Annotated in this window: 20 protein-coding genes; 12 read left to right on the plus strand and 8 right to left on the minus strand. The window is 52.4% G+C overall.

The window, feature by feature from the left end:
- Positions 1-154: 154 nt before the first annotated feature.
- From dhaL to AC812_RS02370, 5 genes are all read right to left on the minus strand, one after another.
- Positions 155-790 (minus strand): dihydroxyacetone kinase subunit DhaL, encoded by a 636-nt coding sequence (gene dhaL / locus AC812_RS02350; RefSeq protein WP_062158770.1) that lies wholly within the window; start codon positions 788-790, stop codon positions 155-157.
- Positions 791-850: 60 nt separating this feature from the next.
- Positions 851-1,852: a dihydroxyacetone kinase subunit DhaK gene (gene dhaK / locus AC812_RS02355; protein ID WP_061914222.1), complete on the minus strand. Its 1,002-nt coding sequence runs from the start codon at positions 1,850-1,852 to the stop codon at positions 851-853.
- Positions 1,853-1,960: 108 nt separating this feature from the next.
- Positions 1,961-2,755 (minus strand): MIP/aquaporin family protein, encoded by a 795-nt coding sequence (locus AC812_RS02360; RefSeq protein WP_061914224.1) that lies wholly within the window; start codon positions 2,753-2,755, stop codon positions 1,961-1,963.
- A gap of 379 nt (positions 2,756-3,134) precedes the next feature.
- On the minus strand, positions 3,135-4,556 hold the full coding sequence (locus AC812_RS02365) for a sigma 54-interacting transcriptional regulator (protein ID WP_061914226.1): 1,422 nt from the start codon (positions 4,554-4,556) through the stop codon (positions 3,135-3,137).
- Positions 4,557-4,682: 126 nt separating this feature from the next.
- Positions 4,683-5,126 (minus strand): sigma-54-dependent transcriptional regulator family protein, encoded by a 444-nt coding sequence (locus AC812_RS02370; RefSeq protein ID WP_061914228.1) that lies wholly within the window; start codon positions 5,124-5,126, stop codon positions 4,683-4,685.
- Positions 5,127-5,435: 309 nt separating this feature from the next.
- Here AC812_RS02370 and AC812_RS02375 point away from each other — a divergent pair, with 309 nt between their 5' ends.
- The 7 genes from AC812_RS02375 to AC812_RS02405 all read left to right on the plus strand — a co-directional run bounded on the left by AC812_RS02375 (position 5,436) and on the right by AC812_RS02405 (position 10,549).
- Positions 5,436-5,954 carry a GbsR/MarR family transcriptional regulator gene (locus tag AC812_RS02375; RefSeq protein ID WP_114676085.1) on the plus strand — a complete coding sequence of 173 codons (519 nt, stop codon included), beginning with the start codon at positions 5,436-5,438 and terminating at the stop codon, positions 5,952-5,954.
- 96 nt (positions 5,955-6,050) lie between these two features.
- The gene (locus AC812_RS02380; protein WP_061914232.1) at positions 6,051-6,953 is read left to right on the plus strand and encodes an ABC transporter ATP-binding protein; all 903 of its coding nucleotides are present in this window, start codon (positions 6,051-6,053) and stop codon (positions 6,951-6,953) included.
- A complete protein-coding gene (locus tag AC812_RS02385; protein ID WP_145962514.1) occupies positions 6,943-7,692 on the plus strand; it encodes an ABC transporter permease in 750 nt (249 codons plus the stop codon). Before AC812_RS02380 ends, AC812_RS02385 begins: the two co-directional genes overlap by 11 nt.
- Before the next feature lie 314 nt (positions 7,693-8,006).
- Complete coding sequence (locus AC812_RS02390) at positions 8,007-8,618, plus strand: NfeD family protein (RefSeq protein WP_061914236.1); 612 nt, start codon at positions 8,007-8,009, stop codon at positions 8,616-8,618.
- A 66-nt stretch (positions 8,619-8,684) separates the two neighbouring features.
- Complete coding sequence (locus AC812_RS02395) at positions 8,685-9,587, plus strand: SPFH domain-containing protein (protein WP_061914238.1); 903 nt, start codon at positions 8,685-8,687, stop codon at positions 9,585-9,587.
- An 84-nt stretch (positions 9,588-9,671) separates the two neighbouring features.
- Complete coding sequence (locus tag AC812_RS02400; protein WP_061914240.1) at positions 9,672-10,115, plus strand: GNAT family N-acetyltransferase; 444 nt, start codon at positions 9,672-9,674, stop codon at positions 10,113-10,115.
- A 188-nt stretch (positions 10,116-10,303) separates the two neighbouring features.
- Positions 10,304-10,549, plus strand: a complete 246-nt coding sequence (locus tag AC812_RS02405) for an SWIM zinc finger family protein (protein WP_061914242.1) — start codon at positions 10,304-10,306, stop codon at positions 10,547-10,549.
- A 76-nt stretch (positions 10,550-10,625) separates the two neighbouring features.
- On the opposite strand, the gene AC812_RS02410 is transcribed toward AC812_RS02405, so the two are convergent.
- Positions 10,626-12,083, minus strand: coding sequence for an NAD(P)/FAD-dependent oxidoreductase (locus tag AC812_RS02410; protein ID WP_061914409.1), 1,458 nt, complete (start codon positions 12,081-12,083; stop codon positions 10,626-10,628).
- Between the two features lie 310 nt (positions 12,084-12,393).
- Between AC812_RS02410 and AC812_RS02415 the strand changes: the two genes are divergently transcribed.
- The 3 genes from AC812_RS02415 to AC812_RS02425 all read left to right on the plus strand — a co-directional run bounded on the left by AC812_RS02415 (position 12,394) and on the right by AC812_RS02425 (position 14,557).
- Positions 12,394-12,834 (plus strand): hypothetical protein, encoded by a 441-nt coding sequence (locus tag AC812_RS02415; RefSeq protein WP_061914243.1) that lies wholly within the window; start codon positions 12,394-12,396, stop codon positions 12,832-12,834.
- A 221-nt stretch (positions 12,835-13,055) separates the two neighbouring features.
- Positions 13,056-13,496, plus strand: a complete 441-nt coding sequence (locus tag AC812_RS02420; RefSeq protein ID WP_061914245.1) for a hypothetical protein — start codon at positions 13,056-13,058, stop codon at positions 13,494-13,496.
- A gap of 128 nt (positions 13,497-13,624) precedes the next feature.
- Positions 13,625-14,557 carry a TIGR03560 family F420-dependent LLM class oxidoreductase gene (locus tag AC812_RS02425; protein ID WP_201797697.1) on the plus strand — a complete coding sequence of 311 codons (933 nt, stop codon included), beginning with the start codon at positions 13,625-13,627 and terminating at the stop codon, positions 14,555-14,557.
- Here AC812_RS02425 and AC812_RS02430 read toward each other — a convergent pair.
- On the minus strand, positions 14,550-16,613 hold the full coding sequence (locus AC812_RS02430; RefSeq protein WP_061914247.1) for a nuclease-related domain-containing DEAD/DEAH box helicase: 2,064 nt from the start codon (positions 16,611-16,613) through the stop codon (positions 14,550-14,552). The genes AC812_RS02425 and AC812_RS02430 overlap by 8 nt on opposite strands.
- Before the next feature lie 78 nt (positions 16,614-16,691).
- Entirely contained in the window at positions 16,692-17,414 is a 723-nt protein-coding gene (locus AC812_RS02435; RefSeq protein ID WP_145962515.1) for a hypothetical protein, read from the minus strand.
- A gap of 637 nt (positions 17,415-18,051) precedes the next feature.
- On the opposite strand from AC812_RS02435, the gene AC812_RS02440 reads away from it, so the two are divergent.
- Together AC812_RS02440 and AC812_RS02445 are read left to right on the plus strand one after the other, a co-directional pair.
- Positions 18,052-18,309 carry a helix-turn-helix domain-containing protein gene (locus tag AC812_RS02440; protein WP_061914251.1) on the plus strand — a complete coding sequence of 86 codons (258 nt, stop codon included), beginning with the start codon at positions 18,052-18,054 and terminating at the stop codon, positions 18,307-18,309.
- Positions 18,306-20,462 carry a DnaA N-terminal domain-containing protein gene (locus AC812_RS02445; RefSeq protein ID WP_061914253.1) on the plus strand — a complete coding sequence of 719 codons (2,157 nt, stop codon included), beginning with the start codon at positions 18,306-18,308 and terminating at the stop codon, positions 20,460-20,462. Before AC812_RS02440 ends, AC812_RS02445 begins: the two co-directional genes overlap by 4 nt.
- Positions 20,463-20,482 lie beyond the last annotated feature (20 nt).

Below are 20,482 nucleotides of genomic sequence, written 5' to 3' on the forward strand. Positions count from 1 at the left end.
TGGAGGTGAAGAGGTCAAATCAAGATACACAGCCCCTTTATTTTAGGGTGGATACCCCATCGGGTGCGGCTTTTCCACCCCTCAAACAGCCTGCTCGGCGTATTACGCTTGATTTTTCAACTCTCTCAATATGGGTTTGGTTGAACGTACAAACTTAATTGTTTTTCCATTGTTCTGCGGCGGTGCGCAACAATAGATAAGAGGATGTGGCACCGGGATCCTGATGACCCGCACTGCGTTCGCCGAGGTAACTGGCACGCCCTTTACGGGCAACCAGCGGGATGGTGGCTTTCATGCCTTCCTCGGCGGCGCGGGCAGAGCGCTCCAGAGCATCGCTGAGAGTGGTGCCATTCTCAGCGGCTTGTTTGAGTGCGTTCAGAGCCGGCACCAGCGCGTCAATCATGGTCTTGTCGCCCAGTTCGGCTTTGCCACGCATCTTGACGCCATTGACGCCGGCTTCGAGTGCATCAATCCAGTCCTGAAGCGTCAATTCCATCTTACCCGTGGTCTTCATCCCAGCCTGGAGAAATATGGTGGAGTAGAGCGGCCCGCCCGCTCCCCCAACTGTGGAGAGGAGTGTCATACCCACTGTTTTGAAAATGGTGCCGATGTCCTTATCCCGCATCTCCGGCATCTTTTTCATCACAGCCTGAAAGCCGCGGTCCATGTTGGCGCCATGGTCGGCATCGCCAATGGCGGCATCCAGTTGGGTCAGGTAGTCGCGATTCTCCGCCAGTATTTCAGCGTAGCGTGTAATCCATTCCAGTACGTCATCACGTGTAATTACCATAGACTTCTCCATCAAACAAGCCAGGCAGAGCCAGCGGGTAAACCTGGCTTTTCAGGATTTTTAGACGCCCCAGCGCAGTCCGGGGGTTTTGACGGGTGCATCCCACAGTTTGATCAGGTCATCGTCCATCTTCAGCATGGTGATGGACGTGCCAGCCATTTCCAGACTGGTGATGTACGGGCCGATCAGATTGCGAACGACCTTCAAACCGTGCTTGGTGGCGATTTCGTAGGCCTTGCGATAGACAATGTAGAGTTCGATTAGCGGTGTACCGCCCATGCTGTTGACGAACAGCAACACTTCATCACCGGCTTTGTAAGGCAAATCCGAGATGATCGGTTCCATCAGCATTTCGACAATTTCGTCGGCGGGTTTGATCTTCATGCGGGTGCGGCCCGGTTCACCGTGAATGCCGATGCCGATTTCCATCTCGTCTTCCGGCAAATCGAAGGTGGGTTTACCGACATGCGGCACGGTGCAGGACGTGAGCGCCATGCCCATGCTGCGACCCCAGCCGTTGACTTTGCGGCAAATATCGGCAACTTCCTTCAACGAGCGGCGCTGTTCAGCGGCGGCACCGCAGATCTTTTCTGCCAAAACGGTGGTGCCAACCCCGCGGCGTCCGGCGGTGTAGAGACTGTCCTGTACGGCCACATCATCATCAATGACCACCGATTCGATTTCGATGCCTTCGGCGCGCGCCAGGTCGGCGGCCATTTCAAAGTTCATGATATCGCCGGTGTAGTTCTTGACGATGTGCAGCACACCTGCCCCGCCATTGACGGCTTTGGTGGCTTCCAGCATCTGGTCTGGGGTGGGGGAGGTAAACACCGCCCCTGGGCAGGCTGCATCCAGCATCCCCAAGCCGACAAAACCGCCGTGCATCGGTTCGTGGCCAGATCCGCCGCCGGAGACAATGCCCACTTTTCCTTGAATGGGCGCATCTGCGCGGACAATGAAATTCGGGTCAAAATGGACTTTGACGAGATCGGGATGAGCAACTGCAATCCCCTCCAGCTCCTCCTTCACTACGTCTTCGGGTTTATTGATTAACTTTTTCATGCTGTATTTCCTTTCTACACAAGAAACTTTTGCGGTGTGCCACTACCTGTCAGCGGGGCGAAGGTGGGCCTGCTTCTACTTGCAAAGCAGGCCCTGATGATGACGAAACTAATCTTTCTTGGGGGGCAGTTGAGCGGTGACCAGGGCGTCATAAATGACCGCGCCGAGGATACCGCCAATGATCGGCATGATCACCGGGGCAACCAGCCAGTAAATGCCATCGAACAAGCCCTGAGTTCCGACCAGCGCGCCAAAGATGCGGGGGCCGAGATCACGGGCGGGATTGATGGCGTAACCGGAGGGGCCGCCAAGGCTCAAACCGACCGCCAGAACCGTACCACCGACCAGGAACGGCCCCATGTTGAATTTAAGGCCGAGGTTGCGTTCATCTCCGCTGGCTAATACACCCATCAGCAGCACCGCCGTACCCACAATTTCTGCGATGCTGGCGTTGACCAGCGAGTAGGCCCCAACCGAGCCGCCTCCCGTTCCGCCCCAAAAGGCCTGACCGAACACCGAACCCGGCCCGGTGCACCATACATTTGGCATACCGGCGGCTTGCAGACCTTCCATGTAGACCAGATAGACACCCAGTGCGCCAAGGAACGCACCAACGAACTGGCCGAGGATGTAGGTGGGGACTTTCGACCATGAAAAGCCACGTTTGACTGCCAGAGCGATGGTCACGGCGGGGTTGAGATGTGCGCCGGAAACGCCAGCCGACACATACACCGCCACGATCACCGCGAAGGCCCAGCCGATGGTGATGGTGTTCCAGTTGTAGGCGGGGGAAGCCAGACGCGGGGCAAGACCAACGTTGGCGACCACGCCATCACCCAACAAAATCAGCGTGAATGTTCCAATGACTTCGCCGAGGAATTCACTTAAACCTCTTGATTTCATCTTCGATCTCTCCTTTCAAGGATTTGAAAAATTGGGAAACAGCAGGAAACCAAGGACAGAAATGGAATGTATCTCTTTCCGTGCAACCTCCTTGTTATGATTTGGATTGTTGAGAAAAGACCGATAGGAACTTGCAAAAAAATACCGCTGTCTGGATGGGGTTCCTAACGAGCGGTATCTCTTGCCGGAAGGGAGGGAATAACCAATAATCCTTGAGCTGCAACCTGCCAGCTCATCATATCGGAGCAAAGCCCCTGCCAATAATTGCGCGTAAATGTCCAAAAATTAAACATCGCCCTTAATTGTACGGCACTTAACCAACGGGTCAACTTTTGTGCAATTTTTGGTTCGGAATGAAACAGATATCTTAATAAGTGTTTCAATTTGAAACATTGAGTGATTTTGTGTTGCGAATGCGGAATTCTTCCGGGGATAAATTCATCTGCTTAAAGTAGCGCCAGATGGTCGTCCGGCCGATCCCCAGCATCTCCGACATGCGGGTGACATTCCCCTGACAGTACTGAGCGGCCTGCAGGATGGCGCGTTTTTCCAGTTCTTCCAGCGGCAGGATTCTGCCGTCCTCGCGCGGCAGGCTGAGATCGCTTTCCCCGATTGCCTGCAACTGAGGCAGATGGGCGGGGGTAATCAGCCGGCTCGGGCTGGCCTGGACGGCAGCGCGGGTCAACACCGACTCCAGCTCGCGCACGTTGCCGGGCCAGTGATAGGCCTTGAGCAGGCTGAGCGTTTCGCGGCTGAGAGTCAGAGGATGTCCCACCTGTTTGGACAACCGTTGGAGAATTTGTTCGATCAACAGGTCTAAATCCTGCTTGCGTTCGCGCAGGGGCGGCAGCACAATTTCAAATGAACTGAGACGGTAAAGTAAATCGGCGCGGAAGTTGCCCTCGCGTACCAGATGCTCCAACGGAGCGGAGCTGGAGGCGATGATGCGTACATCCACCTCGATGGGTTTGCGGCTGCCGATTTTCTGAATGATGCCCAATTCCAGAAAGTTGAGCAAAACGCTTTGCGCCTCGAGCGGCAGTTGATCCACATCCTGCAGGAACAACGTGCCGCCGGCAGCCAGCTCGAACTTGCTGGTGATCGGCGCGCCGTCGTGATTGCCTTTTTCACTGCCGATCAGTTCGGTTAGCGCCAGTTCACTGGGGACTGCGGTACAGGCGAAGACCACAAACGGAGCCTGGCTGCGCTGGCTGTGGTAGTGGATGGCGCGGGCGAGCAGGTTTTTACCCGTACCCGGCTCGCCGCGGATCAGCACACAGCCACGGGCAGCCGCGGCGCTGCGCGCCATGCGCCGCACCCGCCGGATAGCGGGTGATTCGCCGATCAGATTTTGCAGGTCGAAGGTGGGTGAGCTGACCTGCCTTTGGACGTACTCGCGCAGGGTCTTGACCGGGCGCAAGACGGCAATGGCTGAACGCAGCCCGTGCCGGCCGTGAATGTACTGCAAACTGAGCAAGCAGTTGATTGGTTCGCCGGCAGCGGTCAACTGGATCTCAAGATCGGTGATCGGGATGAGTTTTTGAAGGGCGTCTTGAATCACGCGCGGGAAACGGATGTAAGCATCCAGCTTGGAGCCGAGCAGGCTATCCGGTTTCACCCGCAGGATGTTGGCGGCGGTGGGGTTGGCGTGCAGAATGGTGCCCTCCGCATTCCACACGAGGATACCCTCCTGGATGCTGGAGAGGATGGCATTCAGACCGGTAAGCTGATTGTTCTGTTCTTCCAATAACTGGTCGGCTTGGCGTTGGGCTTCGATGGCTCGGGCAGCGGCAGTAACCATGCCGAGCGAATGCGGGTGAAGATGTCCGCGCAGGGTGATGATTCCCAGCGCCCCGATTAACTTACCGGAAGTATCGAAAACCGGGGCAGCGGCGCAATCATACTGGTGGAACGGCTGGCGGAAATGTTAAAATCCCAGCACATATTGCGGCATTCTTTCGAGCAGGCTTAATCCAATTCCGTTGGTGCCAATTTCTCCCTCGGCCAGCAAGGTGCCGGGAGTGATACCCATTCGCTCGAGCGCCGCCATGATGTTGGCATCCCCCACGGTATCCAGCAGATAGCCCACGTTGTTGGCAAACACCACCGCCGAATTGGAGTTTTCGATGTATTGATAGACATCTTCCATGACCGGACGGGCTATGGCCATCAGGTCAAAGTGATTCACCTGGATGGAAAGTAAGTGCTCGGCAGAGAGATGGGGCGGGCGGTGTGGGGAGTAAGGATCCACGCGCGCCCAGCAGCGTTCCCAAGAGGCGGCAATCACCGGGCGCACAGGAGGCATAAGGACGTGGTTGGTGACGAACGCAATCCAGGCTTGCTGGATTTCCTCACCCGGTTGATGGCTCATTGACTTCTCCTCTCCCGAAGTATGGAATAGAAACGAATCAACCCCAATATATTCTAGCCGATAGCGCCTTCAGATTCAATAACCAACTTTTTGGGGAATGGAGCCGATTGAACTCTGACTTGATCTGGATGCGGTTGTATTTGGGTGAAGTAGTGTTGTTTTATGAATGAGTAGTTGTTTGATCAACCAGTGATAAATTTAGACCTTACAAATCAGTATATTCATTTCAGTCTTGACAGAAATGATGAATGATTGTAGAATAAAAAAGTCCCTGATGGACGGCTTGGTCCTTTTTAATTTCAAGGAGTGATGAATCGTATGGTTTCAGACGAAACGGATAGTGGTGATAGTACCCCTCCCATATCGGGAGACCTGACCACCCTATCCCAGTTCATTGAAAATATGGGATTGCACTTTGAGGAGTACGGCATTCCTCGCATCGGTGGCAAGATTCTCGGGCTGCTGTTGATTGCCAGCCGACCGGTTTCGCCGGAAGAGATGGCCGAAGTGTTGCAGGTCAGCCGCAGCAGCATCTCCACCAATCTCCGAACGCTGTTGATGGCTGGGCTGGCAGAGCGGGTTTCTCTGCCCGGAGAGCGCAGCGATTATTATGTGTTCTCTGACGAGGCGTGGGAAAATTCGCTGGAGATGCGTCTGGAAAGCATTCAGAACCTGCGCGAAATGGCGGAAGAAGGCCTGCAAGGACTGGCAGACAATCACCCGGCCCGCCAGCGGATGGATGAGATCATCGAGTGGACCGATTTGCTGGAAAAGTCGTACGAGAAAATTTTACAGGAATGGCAATCCCGCCGAGAGATACCAGCCTGATGGTGTAGATGGCGCATGACCGCCTCCTTTGACCGGCTGGTATCTCGACACCAGCCGGTGTTTTTTACCGGTAATTGACGGACAAGGAGGTTGAAAATGCGCTACCTCGTACTGCGTACCGAAAATTTAACCAAAGAATTTCACCGCCGCCCGGCGCTTTGTGGGGTGACGCTGGAAGTTGACCCGGGAGAAGTGTTCGGCTTGCTTGGGCCATCCGGCTCCGGTAAATCCACCCTCCTTCATATTCTCCTTGATTTTATCCGTCCCTCTCATGGTCAGGCACTGGTCTTAGGCATGGACTGCCAGCGCAACGGGCTGAAAGTACGGCGGCTGGTGGGCTATTTACCGCAAAATCTGACATTGCCCAAGGGGATCACTGCCGGTCAACTGCTGGAACGCTTTGCAGCTTTGCGTGGTGGTGTGGAAATGACTTTTGCCGATGAACTGGCGGCGCGTTTTCAACTCAATTTGGAATTGCCGTGTGAACGGCTCTCACCGGGCGAACGTCGGAAAATCGGTCTGGTGCAGGCTTTTATGCACCGTCCTGAATTGATTCTACTGGATGAACCTTCCCGTGATCTGGATACGGCTGCTCAGAGGGAACTCTACCGATTAATTGCCGAATTTCGCGCCGAAGGCCGTTCGGTGGTGATGGCTTCTCAATCTATCTCCGAGATGGAGCGGATTTGTGACCGGGTCGCCGTCTTTTACCGGGGACGGATTATTGCTGTGGAACGCGGCGCCCAATTGCGCGCTCGCGCCATCCGCAAAATTGAAATGCGCTTTGCCAACCCGATCAACCCGCAGATTTTCATAGGTTTGAACAATATCAATCAACTGGTCTGTGATCAGAACAAGGTGTACTGCACGGTACAGGGAGACCCGGATGCTTTGCTGAAAACGGCCACCCAGTTCCGCGTGCTGGATATCATCAGCCAGCAGCCCAGCCTCGAAGAGGTCTATCAAACCGTCTACGGCATTCCAGCCTATGCGACTTGATCTATTGCGGGATCTCTGGCTGGAAAGAAGGCGCCGCTTCGCCTTCTGGTGCATAATGGTTGTGGGCTGGAGCGGGGTATGTGGATTGCTTTTTCCGGTGCTGGTGGATGAAATCTGGGTTGAAGTGGTGATGGATTGGTTCAACCCCGCTCTGGATCTGCAACAGGGTTACTGGTTGGTGGCGCTTCCTGCTGTGGGGTTACCGGTTCTTGGCGGATCGTTTGCTTTTTTGGAAGGAGGATCGCTCTTCAAGGGGCAGACGGTGCGCCATGCAATTGCCTTTTTGCTGGCTTACCCGCTGCCGCGCTGGCAGGTCTATTTCAGTCGTCTGGCATATCTCCTGTCGGCGTGCTTTTTGTTGACCGTGGCCGGTTATCTTAGCGGAAGCGGTATGATTCTCCTGACCGGCTATCCGCTGCCGGCCGGGTTGTCTGGGTTGTTGCCCGGTACCTTTTTGCTGATCCTGCTGTTGGGGGAATTGGGGGTTCTGTTTGGCATGTTGAGCAAATCTTTCTGGCTCGATCGGCTGGCAGGCATCGTCTTTCTGTTTTTGGTTTACCTGCCCTTTGGGATGAGGTCGGGTTCTGGATGGGTGCGGTATTCGCCCTTATTCTATGTGCTGGGTGAATCACCGCTGATGGGTGGAGTTGATGTGGTAAATTTGCTCGTGCTGAGTCTGTTGTGTGTGGCTGGCGGGCTGGCAGGCGGTTACGTGTTTGAGCGGTTGGAATTGGAGTGAACTCTTCTTAACAAATTGCTAACCTGTTCTTTGAATACTCTTAATTCAAATCCTGTATGATAAATGCAGGCAGTCGTTGCTCATTCCTCCGGGCAAAGTCGTGCTCCTGGTGGGTAGGTGATACAGGGATAAGATAGTGGTAGAGACGGAAAGGCAGCCTGAGAAGGCTGTCTTATCCGTTTAAGAGGCGAAAGTCGAACGGCGGAAGTGATACATTTCGTTTTGAGGTGGGATTATTGTCAGGTATAATTTTTATAGACAAGAAAAGCCAGCCTGTTTTTTACCCGCTGCTTTTCTGGAAAAGGTAGGTTGCCATGAATCCGCTGATGGATCCCAATGTTGCTTATGTTCTGCTCGTACTCGGACTGGTTTTAGGGATTCTGGCGCTGTTTTCCCCCGGCACCGGTTTGCTGGAAATTGGGGCTTTGTTTGCCATCGTGCTGGCAGGAATTGGGGCGCTCAGCCTGCGCATCAACCCATGGGCACTTGGGATTCTGGTGGTGGGAGTCGTGCCGTTTTATCTGGCTCTACGGCGTTCGCGCCACTGGATCTTTTTACTGCTCACCATTGCTGCCGTGATCGCCGGTTCGGTTTTTCTCTTTGAAACCGCCGAAGGTCAACCGGCGGTTAATTTCTGGCTGGCGCTGGTCACTTCGATTATAGTCATCCCCATTCTCTGGATTGTTGGACGAAAAGGAATTGAAGCCATTGGACGCGGAAAGGATTTTGATCTTACCCGTCTGGTGGGAGCGATTGGGGAAGCCAAGACCGATATTCATCGCGATGGAGCCGTATATGTAATGGGAGAGGAATGGTCGGCATGGAGCGATGAGGAAATTCCGGCCGGCAGCAAGGTGCGTGTGGTCAGACGAGAAGGGTTGATTTTACAGGTTGAAAAAGTGGACGAAGAGTCAACAATCCCGTAAGGGATCATCACATCCGAAGGGCTGTGTTCAAAACAGCCAATTCAGTAAAAATGGAGGTTTGCAAAAATGGAAGTCATCTATTGTCTGATTGGGATTGTCGTACTGGGGGCTTTGATCTTCCTCGGCACGGCGCTCAAGATTGTTCCGGAATATCAGCGGTTGGTGGTGTTCCGACTGGGACGCTGCATTGGCGCCCGCGGGCCGGGTCTGATCATCCTCATCCCCTTCATTGATCGGGCAGTGCGGGTGGATCTGCGCGAACAGGTGCGTGAAATCCCCGCCCAAACTTCGATCACCGCGGATAATGCTCCTATCTCGATTGACTTTTTGTGGTACTACAAGGTCTTTGACCCGGTACAAAGTGTGCTGCAGGTTGGCAACTTTGAAATGGCGGCCCAGGGTATTGCAACCACCACCCTGCGCTCGGTCATCGGCGGCATTATGCTCGACGGTGTGCTTTCAGAGCGGGAAAAGATCAATCAGGCTCTGCGCGTTCGCCTGGACGAAGTGACTGAACGGTGGGGTGTCAAAGTTACGAACGTGGAAATCCGCGAGATCATCCCGCCGCGGGATGTGCAGGATTCGATGAATCGCCAGCTTGCGGCAGAACGAACTCGCCGGGCGGTGGTGACCGAATCGTCCGGTCAGCGAGAGGCAGCGGTGAACATTGCCGAAGGTGAGCGCCAGGCCGCCATTTTACGGGCGGACGGTCAGAAACAGGCCGCCATTTTGCAGGCAGAGGGTGAAAAACAGGCGCAATTGCTGCGCGCCGAAGGTTACGCAGCAGCGCTGGAGCGCATTTTCTCCGTTGCCAGTACTATAGACCAGAAGACGATGACCCTGCAGTATTTCGAAACTCTCAAAAACATTGGCGCAGGTCAGTCCACCAAGTTCATTTTCCCGATGGAATTCACCAGTTTATTAGGTGACTTTCTTAAAGGACGTTATTCCGCAGAAAATAAAGAATAATTTCCCCGACTGAGAAATCCCACCCGACGGTAACTGCATTCCTGGTCGGGTGGGTGCTTTTCTCCTGCTTTCCTTCCCCTTGCTATGGACTATCTCATTGAAAAAGCCAGTTGGCGGGATTTTTTTGACCTCTATCGCTTGGAAAAAACGGTCTTTGCCCAGGATGCCTGGCCTTGGTTCGATTTATTGATCGTGCTTACCTTTCCGGGGTTCGTGCGCCTGAAAGCAGTTTCCGGCGGGCAAATGATCGGCTTTGCTGCCGGCGAATTCCGCAGAGGGGATGGGGCTGGCTGGGTAGTGACGTTGGGGGTTTTGCCGGAATACCGCCGAAAGGGGGTTGGACAGGCGCTGCTCCGGCAGTGTGAGGAATGGTTGAACAGCAAGCGCATCCGGTTGTGTGTACGCAAATCCAACCTGCCGGCGTTGAAGTTGTATCAGCGGGAAGGCTATGTGGTGTACACCACCTGGCCAAATTATTATCAAGGTGGAGAAGATGCCCTTGTGTTGGAAAAAATTTTTCCCAGTTAAGAGGTTTCTTAAAATTTAAGCGAAGTCGTTGACTTTACCTGCGAGTCAGTATAATATAGTAAAGAAAGGATACGAGGCGCATCCAAATGCCTGTGTTGACGACATATTCAAAGGTTGGCTCATTTTCTGGGCACGCGTGATGACGCGTGCCTTTTTGTAAATTTCAAATCGAAAGGAGACCAGTTGAAATGGATTATGGGATGATCGGGAAGCGGGAAAAAGCCAGACGGTACGCACAGGAGCGAGAGCGGATTCACTTCCATTCTTTTACCGTAACAATGGATGGGAACAACAATCCGCATCACATTCAATATGAAAATGGACGCTGGCAGTGTGATTGCGATTTCTTCAAGACGCGTGGGGTTTGCAGCCATACCATGGCGCTTGAAATCGTATTGGAGAATATGCTGGCAGCGCCGGTGAATAACCCGTAAGTCACATTCGAGTAGCCCAAAACAAGCCCGGCGCAACAAAACCGGGCTTGTTTTTTATTCGTTTGGATTGCAGAAATTAGATGCGCGCCAGTTTGAGGCGGGGTTTGGTCTGAACATATAAACCGTCAATCGCATCCTCTTGATTGAGGGCAAACAGACCTTCTACCGAAGAAAAGAAACGCGCATTTTCACGGGCGGCTTTGAGGTCTTCTCCCTCCAGATTGGCGAGGGCCTGTTTGTCTTTGCGAAAATTCAAGTTTTCGCTGATCCGGTCGGTCATTTCTTTCAGGATAAAGTGGCGGGTGTTGCTTTGTGCATCGCGCAGGTCCCTGACGCCGGTAACCAGATTCAAGAAGGCCATTTTGAGGTTGTTCTCGTCCACATCCTCCTGAGTCAGACGTTGGGCTTCCCAGAAGTAGGATTCTTTTCCGCGATTGATGTCGTAGAATGCCGAGAGGAACACCAGAAAACGCAGGTAGGCCTGGCGGTAGGCTTTTTCGAAAAAGGAGACGGCCTGCTCTTCGCTGATTTCTCCTTCAAACATGGTGATTAATCCAGCAGCCGCCAGCATAGCGCTGAAGGTTGCCAGATGCACCCCGCTGGAAAGCAGGGGATCGAGAAAACATGCGGCATCACCTACCATGAAGTAACCCGGCCCGGAGAATTTTTCTGCTGTGTAGGAATAATCGGTCTCGGTTTTGAGGTCGGAAATCAGTTCCGCATCCTGGACGATGCGGGCAATCAAAGGCGATTCGAGCAGTGCCTGCTGGTAGATTTCCTCCAGACCCAGCGAGCGTTTCGCAGCAAGGGCATCTTTGTGCATGACAACCCCGATGCTCATCGTCCCGTCATGGAGGGGAATTGCCCAGATCCAGCCGTTCGGAATTGAGCCTACTGCAATGTCACCTTCCCGGCCGGTAGCCAGACGGTCGGTGTTTTTCCAATAGCCCCAAAAGGCAATGTTCTTGAAAACTTGATGATAGCGGCGATTACGCAGATAACGATTTGCCATAATTCCGTTGCGTCCGCTGGCATCAATCAAATAATCGAACGAAATGCTGCCGGTTTGTCCGGCGCTGCCGTTGCCATTCTGGTTGACCAGATAAGCAGCCGAGACGGGGCGTTCTCCCACAAATTCAAGGCTGCGGACTTCGACACCTTCAAACACTTTGACTCCCTGACTTTTGGCATGTTCGAGGAGCAGGTGATCGAATTCGGCCCGCGTGACCTGAAAACTATACGTGGTATCGCCGGCCAGTTCGCCGAAGTTGAGCGCCCAGGTGTCGCGTCCCCACTCAAGATAGGCGCCATGTTTGCGTTGAAAGCCGAAGGCTTCCATTTTTTCGCGCATTCCTAATAGATTGATGACGTCAATCATGGTTGGGAGTAAGGATTCTCCAATGTGATAGCGCGGAAAACGTGACGCTTCGAAAAGAGTGACATCCAAACCAGCTCTGGCAAGTAAGGTGGCAGCCGTGGCCCCGCCGGGGCCGCCGCCAACGACGAAAATCTTCGTGTGAGATGGAATTTCCAGCATAAAAACCTGCCCTTCAGTGAACCTGATAAATTTTATTCTATTTATAGATTATCCAAGTCAACAATTGGCTTGTCAAGAGCATATTTCTTATAGGCTTCTTATAAAAATAAAAACCTTTTTGAAATGAAAGACTCAAAAAGAAAACGTTGACAAAAACACTATACATTGTATTGAATTTGTAAAATGTATAATGTACTATAACCAAGCAGACCGTAATCCATCCTCGAGTCATTTCAACAGACGGAGAAAGGGTGCAAATGTTCCAATTTTTCAACCGAACTATTCAAGTAAAAGGGAGAAATACGAAATGAAACCGTTTGCAAAAGTTGTGTCCTTGATGGTTTTACTGGCGTTGTTCTTTGGCTTTGCCGTCAGCCCGGTGCAGGCCCAAACCAAAGGCGATCAGTGTGAGACCTTTTTTGTCAACGTCAACCATGGCATCAACGGCACCCGACTGGGTCTTTCCAGAGAGTTGCCAGTAGTTGCGTATGTGTACAAAGATGGTGATGTGCTTGCCAAAATTCCGCTGGTATTCAAGGATAATTTTCAGGCTGAATTACCGGTAGGCGAATACACCATTGAGATCTTCTCGGAAGAGCTGGGTGTTTTCATCGATTCGATGAAAGTCGGACCAGTGGAAATTCCCGGATGTGTCAAAGTGACTTTGCTGGCGCGACTCGGTGAAAAGGGCGAACCCACTATCCGTGTGTTGATCCGTGAATTAGCCGGTAAAACCGCCAGCCGATAATTAAATGATCAGCCCTTTTTCCCCGGTCTGTCCCCCGCCAGCCTTGCTGGCGGTTTTTTTTAGGGGTGATTTTCAGCCTTTTTGGGAAATCACTATTGATTTTGTTTATAAAAGTGATAAACTATTAATGTGGGTGTCAATCAATCCGATTACTCCCGCCGAAAGTTCAACGAGGGGGTATGGATTGAGATCATTTCTTTTTGTTCAATAGTGGAGGAAAAATGAAAACGTTTTTAAGGATTTTTTCGATTGTGATATTTCTAAGTCTTCTGGTGGGCTTTTCCTACACCCCGGCTGAAGCGGGTGGCAGATGCCCAACCTTTATTGCGCATATCACACACGGCATTGACGGGACAAAGTTAGGATTAAGTCAGGAACTACCGGTTATTGTGGAAGTTTATTTCGGCCCGAACCTCAAATTGATGGACAAAATTGACTTGAAATTCAAAGAAAGTGTAACTGCCGAACTTCCACGGGGAACTTACCTGATCAAGGTGTATTCGGTTGAGCTAAAACAATACGTTGAAACAATGACGGTTGGCCCAACGACCATTGAGGGGTGTAAAAAGGTGATCTTCCAGGCGCGCTTAGTGGATAATACACCCGTGATCAATGTAATCATCCGTGATCTGACGCCCAAGCCGGTGGAGGTTGCTCAGTAGGTTTTGACCCTTTTTTCACAACAGAATATCCAATTCTCCAGCACCGTTATCAATTTGATGGCGGTGCTGGATGTTTGTAGGGCGACTGGTCTGGTAGAATGGGTGTATCTCAATTGGGAGGATTGCGAATGGAATTAGCCATCATGATTGAGGGGCAAAATGGTTTGAACTGGCCGCGCTGGAAGCGGATGGTTGCGGCGGTGGAGGAACTGGGCTTTACCGGTCTGTACCGCTCGGATCACTTTACCAACGCCCGACCGCCTGATAAAGATTCACTCGAATTGTGGGTCTCGTTGACCTGGTTGGCAGATCATACCCGCCGCATCCGCTTTGGGCCGCTGGTTACGCCGTTTTCATTCCGTCATCCGGCGCTGACGGCGCGCATGGCAGCCGCGGTGGATGATCTTTCCGGCGGACGACTGACGTTGGGGGTTGGTGCCGGATGGCAGGAACGCGAACATGACCTGTTTGGCTTTGATCTGCTGCCGCCTCGCGAACGATTTGAACGTTTTGAGGAAGGGGTGATTGTCCTCAAGCAATTGCTTGGCGGTGGGCAGCCTGTCACCTTTAGCGGTAAGTACTATCGCTTGAAGGAGGCGCAGGTGCTGCCTGCACCCCAGCGCGGAGCGAAGTTGCCCATTTTGATTGGCGGCAATGGTAAAAAACGCACTCTCCCGCTGGCAGCCAGGTACGCGGATGAATGGAATGCAATCTTCCTCACACCATCCGCTTTCCGGGAATTGAACCATGAGTTGGATCACCTGATTCTTCAAAGCGGTCGCCAACCGGTTGAGGTACAGCGTTCGATGATGACCGGACTGGTGTTTGGCAAAGATCAATTCACCCTGCAGGAACGGCTAAGATTGTATGGAGGGGGCAACCTGACAGCGGCGGATTTACGCATGCGGGGGCTGATTGTCGGCACCCCGACAGAAGTGTTGGAACAAATCCAGGCGCTGAGCGAAGCGGGTGTGCAGCGTTTGATGTTGCAATGGCTGGATCTGGATGACCTTGCCGGGTTGGAAGCACTGGCAAAGACTGTGCTGGAAAAGGTCAGTTGACAAAATCCACCAGTCCACTTTTGTGCAAATCCTGAAAAACGGCTGGCAGGTCATTCATATAACTGAGATACAGGTAATTGCGGGCGCGGGTCATTCCCATGTAGTATAAGCGGCGTTCCTGCGACTCTTTACTTTGTCTTTGAGGGTCATTTTCGGAAAAGTTGAACGTGCGCTGCAGGAACGGCAGAATGACCGCTTCGAGTTCCAATCCTTTGAAGGCGTGTATCGTACTGATCTGAACTTCGTATCCTTTCAGCCGGGATTTCAGTTTATCAATATCATCTTTGAAACGGACTAAAATGCCGATTTGATTGTCCCGCAGTCCGCGGCTGCGCAGGGTTTGGATCGTATCCGTGATGAAGTTGAACTCATCCATTGCACCGCGGCACTTGCGCAGGAGCGGCCGCTGACCATGCCGCATGGTGTGGGGGTTCAATGCCGGACTGACCGGTTCCCCCTCTTCTGCCAGTGATTGTTGAATTTCCTCGTAATTTTCAATCAAGCGGTAAGCAGCCTGATAAATTTCAAAAGTGTTTCGGTAAGGCACACGCAGCCAGCGGGTGCGCCCCACTACCGGGATACCTTTCTCCCTCCAACTGAAAAAGCGGTAGATACTCTGGGAGGGGTCATCGGATAAAAACAGGAAACCATCCGGTTTCAGGATTGTCTGAATCACTTTGAACCAGAGGGGAGCCCAATCCTGTGCTTCGTCTATCAGGATGGCGTCATAAGGCTCGAACTTTACCTCGCCGCTTTGTAATTTTTGCAAGGTCAACCGATGAGCCTCCTCCCAATCCCAGCGTTGATGCGTTTCCAGAAATTGCTGATAAGCACGGTAGATTTCAAAAATTTTCTGGCGTTGTTCGCGGTTCAGGCGCAGGTCACGCCCGATGCCGCGCCGCTCGATCTTCAAGTAGGCGTCGGACTGTTCGATGCCCATGTCCCGTATCCACTTAACTTCACTTTCCAAATCGTTGGGCTTGAATTCTGCGAGGAAGGGCATGGAAGGACGATTTTCTTTCAACCAGTCCTGAAATTCAATCATCTGGGGATCATCGAGCCGGGTGATAGAGCGGCAAAGTGCATCAAAAGTGAGCGGTTTAATCGGCGTGCCCTGAAAAGCGCGTTCCAGCATTTGCTGCAACGCTTTGTTGTATGTAAAAACGCCAATCTTCCATTCGGGGTATTGGGCAGCTAAAAATTTCGCGCGCTGGATCATCACCAGTGTTTTACCGCTGCCGGAAAAGCCGCGCACCAGACGGATGGCGAAGTTCTGCACCAGTTGTTTGCCCTCATGTGGCAGTTCATCGGTTTCCACCGGTTGGGTTAATTGCTCAAAGAGGGCTTCCTGGCGTGCCTGTTCTTCCTGTCTGCCGGGACGCTGAACTTTTTGAGGTTCCTCTGCACGAATGGGTTCGGCAACGATTTTTTCCTGTTGCTCATCCAGTACAATGACGCGTTGATCCTCGGTGGTAAATTCCAGGATGGGATAGATTGTCGAACGAACGTGGTCGAGTTCCTCGCGGGTCAGCGGACGCATGCGTTCGGCCGGGAAGAGGTTCTTCAAGCGGTTCAGTAGAATATCCGAATTTTCGAGATGGTATTTACCGAAGACAAACTCCTCTCCCCAAACTTTTTGTAATTGGGTGATGGTGCTGCCGGGCAGGTTGGGCAGCACGGCTGCATAACTCCATGGGATGGCCTCACCCGGTAAGTCGCCGTTTCTCCTGCGGTTGAGTTGATTGGAGAGATTGATGGCATAGTTGCGGGCTACCTCGACTGGATTTTTCTCCTCCCGTTCTTTATTGTTCCGTGTCAGAACAACAACCCAATGAGGGGTTGCCTGACGAACTTGAACCCAGTCCTTAACTTCTAAAACGATTACCCCGTAATTCGTCAGGATCGTAAAGTCGGGGTATTTCAGGTCACGGCTTTTGTGAATGGGCGTTTCAACGTAAACGGTGAACTCTTTGGGCAGATTGTTTTTCAAGTACCTGAGTGTTTCTTTTTCACCGAACGTTGCATCATGCCGAAGAATACCGATGATTTCTGCCACAGGCTATACCTCCCTAATAGCTGGTTTGTTTCTGGTTTAATTTTACACAAGAAAAGTGAAAAACAGGGCGACAGATATTTATCGAATCTCGATCTGGAGCGATTGGGTGATCTCCCCAATTTGCACGGTCAGTGTACCATTGCCCGCCGTACTGCCGGTCTCGAAGAGCCAGCGGCACAATCCCTGTTCATCGGCGCGGATAGTGCCCTCTGCGGCGTTGAGCAGCGTTTCGCCGGCCGGGTTAGTGTAGGTAAGGGTACAGGTCTGGCGTGGATTGGTTTGGATTTCGAGCAGGGCTTGCCGGTTGATCAATCCAATGGACGGGCGATGAATTATTTTAAACCCGACAAATGGACAGATCATTTCGCTGCGGTTCTTGCGATTTTCGGTTTGGCTTTGATCGGAAGATAAGGAAAGAGCGATATATTCCAAAACAGGCTGGTTGAGTTCGGAAGGCAAACCCGCGTAGGTCAATACAGCCGGCTCTTGCAAGACCATTTGACCCTCGCAGATAACCCCCTGAAAATAACGCACACTGGTTACTTCTTTGACGTAGTCATGCACCGTAACCCGTAAAAAAATGCGATTTTGTCGAAGGCTGTAGTCTCCCCGCCACAAATTCGTGTTTTCACGGTTCAACCAGCGTTGGATATCGGATAAATCCTTTGATTGGGGCGGGGATTCAAAACACTCACCTTGCGAGTAGAGCACCAAACCGTCGGGATAAAAACGGTAGAGTTTATAACAGCGTTCTGGCTGCTTACCGGGACTTGAAACCCTCGATATAAAAATTTCATCCATGCCGCCACTTACCGCATCGGATGGGAGCGGTTCGGCATTCAACTCAGCCGGCATGGGCAAGGGAGTTGGCCGGAATAAACCGTTGATGCCCGTTCCTGTGCAGGCGGTCAGCAGACAGCCAAGAAAAAAAGAGAGAATTACCGTGATGGTTTTGAAGTCAACACCCTGCCTTAGATTTTGCTAATCGGAAAATTTTCCATCCCACGAAAGAAGATGTTGTCAAAGAAGTGGATTTCACCTTGTACAATTAGAATTACTTTTGTTAGTATAACAAATTGTATCGTTTTTGTATAAAAATTGCGGGTTTGCTTTGGGGGCAATTTTTCCCTCATCAAGCAACGTGGTCAAATTCACCATTCTTAATCCCATGTCCTTAACTCGGGGCAAACAATCTCTGAAGTTCTTTATATCTTGTTCACGATTATGTAATAACACAATAGGAAATAAAAACACCGCTCTTTTTTCGAGCGGTTTGGCAGGTTTTTATTGTGGCGGAGAGGGTGGGTGCCCGCCCATCCAAGCGTAAAGCAGGCTAAAAGCAATTATTAGCCGGCTCTCGGTCTGAACCTGTTTTTTTACAGGCCAGATTGAGAGCCGGCTTTTTGATTCTCCCGAAAAGCCGGCGGGAGAAAAGGAGATGACCACACAACCTACCCACCCACCCCCGGGCACCTGGAATGCCCGAAACTTACTGACCGTGCTCGAAGTGGCGGAATGGGCACGTGTCCACCCTAAAACGGTTTACCGCTGGATTAGAGATGGAAAGCTTGAAGCGATCCAATTTGGACCGCGCACATTCCGTGTGCCGGAGGATGCCATTGGCAAGTTTCTTCAGAAAACAGGATACAAAAAGGCGTCTGAACTCCCGAAGCCAAATGGGAGAGAACGATCATGAACGGCTCCTCGATCCAGCCGGAGCGGGCGTGGCAGATGGCGCTTGACCAGTTGCGTCTGGGTATGCCAAAGGCTTCTTTTGACACCTGGGTGCGGGATACCAGCTTTGTCTCGTACGCAGATGGAGTTTTCACCATCGGTACCCCCAATGCCTACGGCCGAGAATGGCTGGCAAGCCGCCTGACCAGCACGGTGACCCGCATGCTGACAGGTATCCTGAGCCAGCAGGTGGAAGTGCAGTTTATCGTCGTTGAAGCGCCAGTTGATGAATATGAGGAGTCGGAAGGCGACGAGTATGCCCAACAGATAGCAATCCCACCTGAGCAAAACCAGGATGTGCTCGCGCTGCAGGCAGCCTACCAATCCGTCTACGACGAGATCGTCCGCCCCGACCAGGTGATCGTCCTGCCAGGCTATTTTCTTCGCTTTATCCCACTGCTCGGTGTGGAGCTGGCCTGGCTGTATATTGGCTTTCGCCAGGCGGCCTACGAAGCTGGCGCTGCGAGGCAACCTGGAAAGAAGTTCGGCGCGCCAGCACAGAAGGTTGCCAGGTACTCCGGGATGAGCCTGCGCACCTTCCGGCGCTACTCTGCAAAACCCGATACCTGGCAGCGCTTACGCGGTTTGGTTACGGCTGTCGAGGATAAACCCCGCTGGCAGCACGGCAATGATAACCATCCTCATCGGACTCCCCGCTTCTACCGGGTGGCGATGACCTTGCCATTAACTCCCTCGGATGAGCTTTCACTCCGCGCCTGGCTGTACAAACGCCTGGCTGGAGGGAAAAGCCCACTGGTTGTGATCCGGGCTGCTTTAGAAACCCCAGCAGATGAGCTGATCCCCTGGCAAGAGAATACACCATCGTCGAGAGATGTCAACGTCGAGCTTCATTCTGTCCATGATGTGCTGAGCGCCGTGTGCGGACCAATCTCAGAAAACGATCGCAAGCAATTCCAGGAACTGGCCGATCAGTTGGCGCAGCACCTGATGCCGCCCAAAGACCTGGTCTTCCTCACACACTACTTCGTGACCCGATGGCTGCCCAAACTGGGTCATGGGCAGGGTTGGTTCGTGGTGTTGCTGCGCGACCGCTGTTATATCAACCCTCGCACGGGCGAAATCCGGGATGAAGCACGGGTAGAACAGGGCTACGCAGAGATCGCTGGCTGGTTAGGCTTGAAACGCGTCAAAACGATCTGGGAATGGCTGCGCAACGATGATGTCAGCCGGTTCGTCCGCGAGATAAGCCACGAGATTGGCGAATGGGAAGAATCGCCGCGCCGCTTCAAAGTCTGCCTGGGTGAACCGATGACCGATGAAGACCAGACCCGGGCAAATAAATCGTTAGCCCATAGAGGGTTTGGCGCAGTTGACACCTATAGCCAGCCGATTGGCGCGAATGACACCATTAGGAATGAGTGCACCAGCGGCTCCGTTGGCGCGGTTGACACCCATAATGGCGGAATTGACACCATTAGTGGCGCGAGTGACACCATTAGGGATGGATATAGCAACGATCTTATTGGCGCAGTTGACACCCATAATGGCGCGATAGACACCGATCGTGGCGCGAATGGCACTCCCATTGGCGGTGATGACACCCATAGGGTTGGCGCGGATGTCACCTTTGATTGGCGCGAGTGGCACAGTTTAAATACCTTAGCACTTGGTTTGAATCACAAGAAAAATACGCCAACCACCACCGGCTCCGAGATCGAATCCGATTTGGAAATTCCAGCTAGCACAATCAGAAAGGGGGTGGTGGGCATGGAATGGAATTTATCGGAATTGCTCCTCCGAAACCGAATAAGCGTCAAGAACCAGGAGTTGCTCCTGGAAAATGGTTTAACAGCGCAGGCATTGGTTTCCTGGCTGCTTTACGCCGCCAGCACAAGCGGAAATGGCATCCGTGATCCCATCGCCCATGCTGTCTCTCGATTAATCCCAGACCCAAGTCGAGGTGCAGGTGGCGTCTTTGATCAGCTATCCGAGGTGCCTGCCAACGAACTGGCGGACATGCTCCTCAGAGAAATCGAAGGACAAAGCCCCTGGAACCAGGTATGGCGAAAAGCAATGAAAGGTACACCTTGTTCACGACTGCGAACGCTGGCTGATCAGTTGGGTATACCGGTTTCGGACCTTGGTAATTGGTGATTTGGTTCAGTTACATGGAG

The sequence above is a fragment of the Bellilinea caldifistulae genome (assembly GCF_001306055.1).
Taxonomy (GTDB): domain Bacteria; phylum Chloroflexota; class Anaerolineae; order Anaerolineales; family Anaerolineaceae; genus Bellilinea; species Bellilinea caldifistulae.